The following is a 6,595-nucleotide window of genomic DNA, read 5'->3' on the forward strand; positions in this document are numbered from 1 at the left end:
GGGCCTGGATTAAGGAAATTTTGGGTAGGGTGCTGTTATGCCGCTCAGATAGCCTAGTTAAATTTAGCTGCTTATTCTCATCAATAATATTCGCCATCTGCAAAAAGTTTAAAATAATTGTAGATAGTGACAAGTGATAACATCAGCTATCACAACTAGCCGGTAGCTACTTGTCTGAAAGTACCAAAAAACTGAAACTGCTATGTTTTTAATCGTTATGTATATTGCTAATTAGATGGATCTAATTATTTGTAAAATGGGTATAACAACGCGAACATTAGGCATTAAAACTGTGTCACTGTTTGGTAAAGTTCCAAAAGCCCAAGTCTCACTAAAAGTTTATTTAATAGTATAAAAGTAAGATATGTTTAAATTTAAAAAACTTATAACAAATGAAGATAAGGATTAATCCTAATATTTTATGAATATAGAGTAATAAATAAAAAGTTAAGAATGCGTCTTTAGGAAGGTGATAGGCAGTAGAAAAAACTGCTAGAAGAAGTGAAGAATTTAAGGTAAAAATATGAGTAGCCTCTATTCCTCGATATTAAAAACCAGCAAACATAGGAAAACTGAGATGAATGTAAACGTATTTAGCCAACAGATAGAAGACATACACTTGCGTCTAGCTGATCTGTATGAAGGCGCGATCGCATTGGAACCGTTGCGTCAAACAGAGCTATTGCCGACCGCATTCAAAGAGTTAGGCATCGCGTCGGAAGAGTTGCAAGTAGCTGTAGAGACACTACGCCAGCAGAATGAGGAACTGGCAGGCGTACACCAGGAGTTAGAAGCAGAACGCCAGCGCTACCAAGAACTGTTCGAGTTCGCACCGCAGGGTTACTTAATAACTGATGCAGAAGGAACAATTAGAGAAGCCAACCGCGCTGCTGCGGCGCTGCTCAACGTGTCTCACGAATTTCTGGTAGGCAAACCCCTGACAGTTTTCATCACTCAACAAGAGCGCCGAGACTTCCGCCATCAACTCAACCAACTGTCCGAGCCGCAGCAAGTGCGTGAATGGGAAGTACGCATACAGCCGCGCCATAAAGAGATTTTTGATGCGGCTGTGACAGTGGCTCTGAGTTTCAATAAAAACGGCAATCCAGCAACATTGCGCTGGATGATTCGCGATATCACTGCCAGCAAGCGGGCGAATGGCGTACTAAGAAAGGATGACTACGACAACAAAAGCGATCGCGTCGTGCATCGTTATTCTAGAGGGGAAATTGTCCCCCTCGACCCTCAAAGGCTTTGGCTAGTTTGTCAGGGTTTAGTAAGGTTGACTACGATGGGTGAAAATTGCGAAGAGGTGCTTGTAGGATTAGCTGGCCCCTCAATGCTTTTTGGTTCTTGTTTGACTAATCTGCATACATATCAAGCTACAGCTCTATCGGACGTGGAGCTAGTTACCATTTCTTTAGCAGAAATAGCAGCCTCCCCGACTCTAGCCCAGAGCATTTTACCAAAAATTAATCGACGGCTACAGCAGACAGAATCACTGTTAGCTATTTCTGGACAACGACGATTGCAAGATCGCTTACAGAATTTATTGTTGCTGCTGAAACAGGAAATTGGCGAACCCGTAGCGCAAGGAACTCGTCTGAGTGTTCGCCTGACTCATCAAGACCTTGCCAACGCCTGCGGTGTTACTAGAGTGACAATCACGCGCTTGCTTGGGAAGTTACAGCAAGAAGAAAAGATTGTTTTTGACTCCAAGTATCACATTATTTTGGTAAACAAAGATTCTTAGTCGAATGGCACTAACTTAAGAGCCGTGAAATTTATTTCACCTTTCAAAGCTCAAACCCTTTGAAACGGGTTTAAGTGGATATACAGGAAGCGCAGGGCTGAAGTCAGTGCCATTCAATTTTTAGAGGACGTTTGAAAAGTCATAATCGAGACGCTTAGAGGGTGGAGATCCCCCTTGCATCCCCCTTTTTAAGGGGGACTAAGACTTGATTCTCCCCCCTTTTCTCTAGCGCAGCGGCGCGTTAGCGAGGGGGCTGGGGGGATCAAACTAACTTTTGACACTTCTGGGACATCCTCTTAGCAAGTTGTCAGTTGTCAATAAGCTTAAGTTCGGGGCGTGTGCGTCGCTTAACCAACCTATGACTGCTGATTTTCAATGCCAATAGCGTCAGAGAGGGAAGCTAATCCTTGCTCGTCTAATTTTTGCTGTAGTCCTTCCAGAATGCGACGCACCATCCAAGGGCCTTCGTAAATCCAGCCAGTGTAAACTTGCAGCAGACTAGCACCTGCGATGATTTTTTCCCAAGCGTCTTCAGGGGTGAAAATGCCGCCGACACCGATAATGGGTAATTTACCTTTGGTTTCCTGAGAGATAAAGCGAATCACCTGAGTAGAACGCTGTTTCACTGGTGCGCCGCTGATACCGCCAGCTTCTTCGCTAACTGGTTTACCTGTCGAGGTAACTGTTTTGGTTTTGAGATTATCCCGACTGATGGTGGTGTTAGTGGCAATAATCCCCGCCAAATGGTAGTTTTGAGCTAGTTCGATGACCGAAGCGATCGCTTCCCATTCCAAATCTGGTGCAATCTTCACTAATATAGGTTTTTCTCCCTGATTTTCTTGTTGCAGGGCATCCAAAATCAGACTCAGCTGCTCTTTTGATTGAAGACTTCGTAAACCTGGAGTATTCGGAGAACTTACGTTAACTACAAAGTAATCGCCGCAATCCTTCAAGAGTCGAAAACTACCAAGATAATCAGCCGCAGCAGACTCTAATGGCGTTATCTTAGATTTACCTAGATTAATGCCAAGGGGAATGGGGAATTGGGAATTGGAATGACCAAGAGCTTCTAGCCTAGCTGCCATCGCAGCTGCTCCTTGATTATTAAATCCCATCCGGTTGAGGGCGGCTTTGTCCTCGGCCAAGCGAAACAGGCGAGGACGCGGGTTTCCCGGTTGCGAGTGCAACGTCACAGTGCCGAGTTCCGCAAAGCCAAAGCCGAGATGCTGCCAAATCTTAGCAGCAACGCCATCTTTATCAAATCCAGCTGCCAAACCGACTGGATTAGGGAATTTTAGCCCAAAGAGAGTTTGCTCAAGGCGAGAATCTTGGAGACAGTAGGTTTGCTGGAATTGAGAGAGAATCCAACTACTAGGAGGGCGATGCGATCGCGTTAAGGCACTAAACATCTGTAAAGTTTGCTGATGCAGCCATTCTGGATCGGCTTTCAACCCAGAAAATAAAACCGGACGAATAGCAGCTTGATATATATCCACTTTCTTTAATCCAAAAGCTGGTTACTGGTCAAAAAAATTAAATCTTAAAAATGCTAATTAAAAATGGATAATAACCGGATTTATCTCTTATTTTAAAATTTTAATTCATTAATACCACTTGGTATTATGCCTACAATACTTCAATTTCTCAAACAAACTACTCCTAGAGATGCCATATATCAAGTCTCTACAATTCAAAATCCAAAATTTTTGTACCCAAAATGGTATAAAGGCAGCATCGTAGTTAAATAACATGGGTCATCAGCAAAGTCCAGCAGACTACGAAAATCAAATCGTTGCCTTGGGGCGCGTTCTTCAGACCCTGCGGGAAGAGGAGAATGTTGACGTTCTCATCGAAACCACCCTGAATTATCTTGTCTCAGAATTTGAATATCGCCTAATTTGGATTAGTCTTTACGATAAATTAGATCACCGTTTGTTTGGCAAGGGAGGCATCACCCCTACTGGCGACACCAAATTTCTGAAAAATAAGTTTACTCTCACCCCAGGCGACCTTTTAGAACAGGTAGTGATCCAACAGCGACCAGTGAGTGTGCCGAATTTGAGCGAAGAAGTGCGGGCTGGAGAATGGCGGCGGGCGGCGCAAGAATTTGGGGTTCAGGGAGCGCTTTTTTTCCCCTTGCGCTGCAAAGACCGTTGTTATGGCGTTGTACTGCTGGGGTCACACGTATGGGGTGGTTCTCAAAGCGCTGGCGAAAAAGCCCAGATGTCATTGTTGTTTGGGGGATTAGCCACTGCACTTTATCAGATAGAACTAGATTGGCAGCATTCCTCTACCAAGCGCCCCGACCAACCCCTGTTCCAAGTTATAGACCAGATGGCGCGGTTTCCCACGATGCACCAACGCTTGGAAGCAGTGGTAGCCATGACTCAGCAATTCGTTGCACCAACGCGCACCAGCATCTACTGGTATTCGCCAGAGAGACGCTATTTTTGGCACCGCGTCGGCAATCGCCACACCTCTAAGGGACTAACAAACCCGTTAACCAGTGCCGCTGCTGGCATCACTTTACAAGAAGTTAGCGAATTTTATCAAGCTCTGAATGAAAATAGGTTAATTGCGATTGGTGCTGGCAGAAGCCCTCTGAAAGCGGAAGTGACAGGGCAGTTGCTCTCTAGACTGCGGGCCAGGTCTTTGCTGGCAGCGCCAATCTTGGTGCAGCAAGAACTGGTGGGATTTCTGGCTGTAGAAGGCAATGAAGCCCGGATTTGGGAAGAGGCGGAAAAAAACTATATCCGCGCTGCTGCCCAATTGATCGCCCTGGGAGCGGGCAGTGAGGAGATAGAAACAACACTGGCCTCAACTCAACAGGATGCCCAACTGGTTGCTGAGTGCGCCCGCGCGATCGCAGATAATACTGATGCGGATAAAGCCTTGGATCAGTGCGCTCAGTTGCTGCTGAACCGATTGGGTGTGGAACGTTTTTTGATAGTGCAGGGATTGGGGACTGGGGGCTGGCGACTGGGGGCTGGGAACCAAGAAGGAAAAGAAAGCTTTCCTCAATCCGCCCTATCTTCAAATCCCCAATCATCAAGTCCCTACACAATTGTTTACCAGCGCCAGCCGCTTAACAGAAGACCGTTGACAACAGGCTTAATCCGCCTTACAGATGCCCAGCAGCAGTTATTTGAGCAAAGCGACTCATCTGTGGTAGCGATAGAAGATTGGGAACAAGACCAGCGACTTTTAAGTTGGAAGGAAAGCTTGGGGGTTGTGGGCGTGCGATCGCTTTTAATATGCCCTATTGTGCAAGATGCGGATACTTCTTTTTCCTGTTTTCTAGTTATTTGCCACAGCACCCCCCGAACTTGGAGTCAAACTGAGCGATCCTTAGTAGGCATCGTCAGCCAACAGTTAAGTGTGGCAGTACGCACCTTCAACCTGAGAACCCTCACTAAACTCTCAGAGTCAGCGCAAGTACACCTCCACAACGGTTTGCAAATGCTTTTGTCGGCATCGTCAGACCAAGCACAAAGCGATCGCGCCTTGGTACAATTCCTCTCTGAGATGCTGGAATGTCCCTTAGCTATGCTTGTGGACTGGGAAGACACAACGGAACGCCACAAAACTGGGAAGGTCGCGGCGGCGGTAATGGCTAATCCTCGTTTTGCCCTTTCCCCAGGCCTGTCTGTACCACCAACGGATCTCTTAATTCAGGAAGCCTTAGCTACGGATGGTCTTGTCGAAAAACGCGGCACCCAAATCCCAACTTCTTCTCGGCAATGGCTTAGTAGTCCCGGCATCGGCTGTCTGTTAATTATGGCTCTGCCGGATTTGGCAAAGCAACCGAATTTAGATTTTGGATTGTCGGAAGACGATTCTAATCCAAAATCGAAGATCCAAAATCCCAAATTGGCTGGTTTCATCATACTTGCAGACGATCGGGGGCGCGAGTGGTCTAAGCACTTACTACCAGTTTTGGAAACTCTGGTGCGACAGTTCGCCCGAATTCGCCGCTATAACTTGTTGAGTGCAACTCTACACCAAGAGGTAAGAAACTTAGAACAGCTCAACTGGTATAAACATCGTTGTTTGGAAAGCCTGCATCAGGCTACCACTGACCGTATCAACCGCCTAAATGAACTAGAATCACCTGCTAAGGGGAATCAGCCAGATAAGTCTTTAGTGCGGATGCACTCGACGCAACTGCTGCGGGAATTAGAGAATATCCTGACAGAATTCACGCCACTCCTGCAAGAGGAGCAGTGGCAGCTGCGACAACATCTGACGAGGGTGACGCTAACAAGTGTATTGAAGCGATCGCTTTTGCTCTTAGCACCCCTGTACCATGAACGACAACTCCAAGTGCGTTCTGGGGGTGCTAGTAGCAACCAGGACGTTTATGCTGACCCCCTTAAACTCGAATGTGTCCTCTGCGAAATTCTCAGCGTCGCGGGTCGTCTGGCCCCAGTTGGTAGCCGGATAAATATCAAGACTGAAGTAAAAAGTGCCAACGAGCAAAGTCTTTTCCCATCGTCTGATACCTCTGGTCATGCGGCTCGACCGGGTAGCCTCACCCCGCCTCTACTAGAATTATTAATTACTAATTCCGAAACCTTTAACTTTAAGGTACTCGCAGCGCCCAAATTACCTGCTCTAAAAATTTGCCAACGCTTTGTCCGTTCCTTTGGCGGCAACCTCCAATTCTACCAAATGGAAGGAAACCGCTACTTAACCCGCTTGTTACTGCCAACGACTATCAAATCCTAATTAGGGCGTGCTGAATAACGAGAAAAAAGCGGCGCTAATTAGGTTGGTGAGCGCTGCTTAGCTGGTCAAATGCCAGAAAAACCGGTAAAATCGCTCAAAACCCGTGCATCCCCC

3 protein-coding genes are annotated in these 6,595 nt (G+C 46.5%); 2 read left to right on the forward strand and 1 reads right to left on the reverse strand.

Annotated features, from left to right (window positions below):
• Nucleotides 1-577: 577 nt before the first annotated feature.
• Entirely contained in the window at nt 578-1,753 is a 1,176-nt protein-coding gene (locus NDI42_RS24335) for a PAS domain S-box protein (protein WP_190457875.1), read from the forward strand.
• Between the two features lie 356 nt (nt 1,754-2,109).
• Here NDI42_RS24335 and NDI42_RS24340 read toward each other — a convergent pair whose 3' ends face one another.
• Entirely contained in the window at nt 2,110-3,249 is a 1,140-nt protein-coding gene (locus tag NDI42_RS24340; protein WP_190457877.1) for a quinone-dependent dihydroorotate dehydrogenase, read from the reverse strand.
• 253 nt (nt 3,250-3,502) lie between these two features.
• On the opposite strand from NDI42_RS24340, the gene NDI42_RS24345 reads away from it, so the two are divergent.
• Nucleotides 3,503-6,481 (forward strand): GAF domain-containing protein, encoded by a 2,979-nt coding sequence (locus NDI42_RS24345; RefSeq protein WP_190457878.1) that lies wholly within the window; start codon nt 3,503-3,505, stop codon nt 6,479-6,481.
• Nucleotides 6,482-6,595: the final 114 nt, after the last annotated feature.

It is taken from the genome of Funiculus sociatus GB2-C1 (genome assembly GCF_039962115.1).
In the GTDB taxonomy this organism is placed as follows: domain Bacteria; phylum Cyanobacteriota; class Cyanobacteriia; order Cyanobacteriales; family FACHB-T130; genus Funiculus; species Funiculus sociatus.

Bases quoted from the DNA above. Each gene is read 5' to 3' on its own strand.
- NDI42_RS24335 (WP_190457875.1), top strand. From the start codon at position 578: ATGAATGTAAACGTATTTAGCCAACAGATAGAAGACATACACTTGCGT.
- NDI42_RS24345 (WP_190457878.1), top strand. From the start codon at position 3,503: ATGGGTCATCAGCAAAGTCCAGCAGACTACGAAAATCAAATCGTTGCC.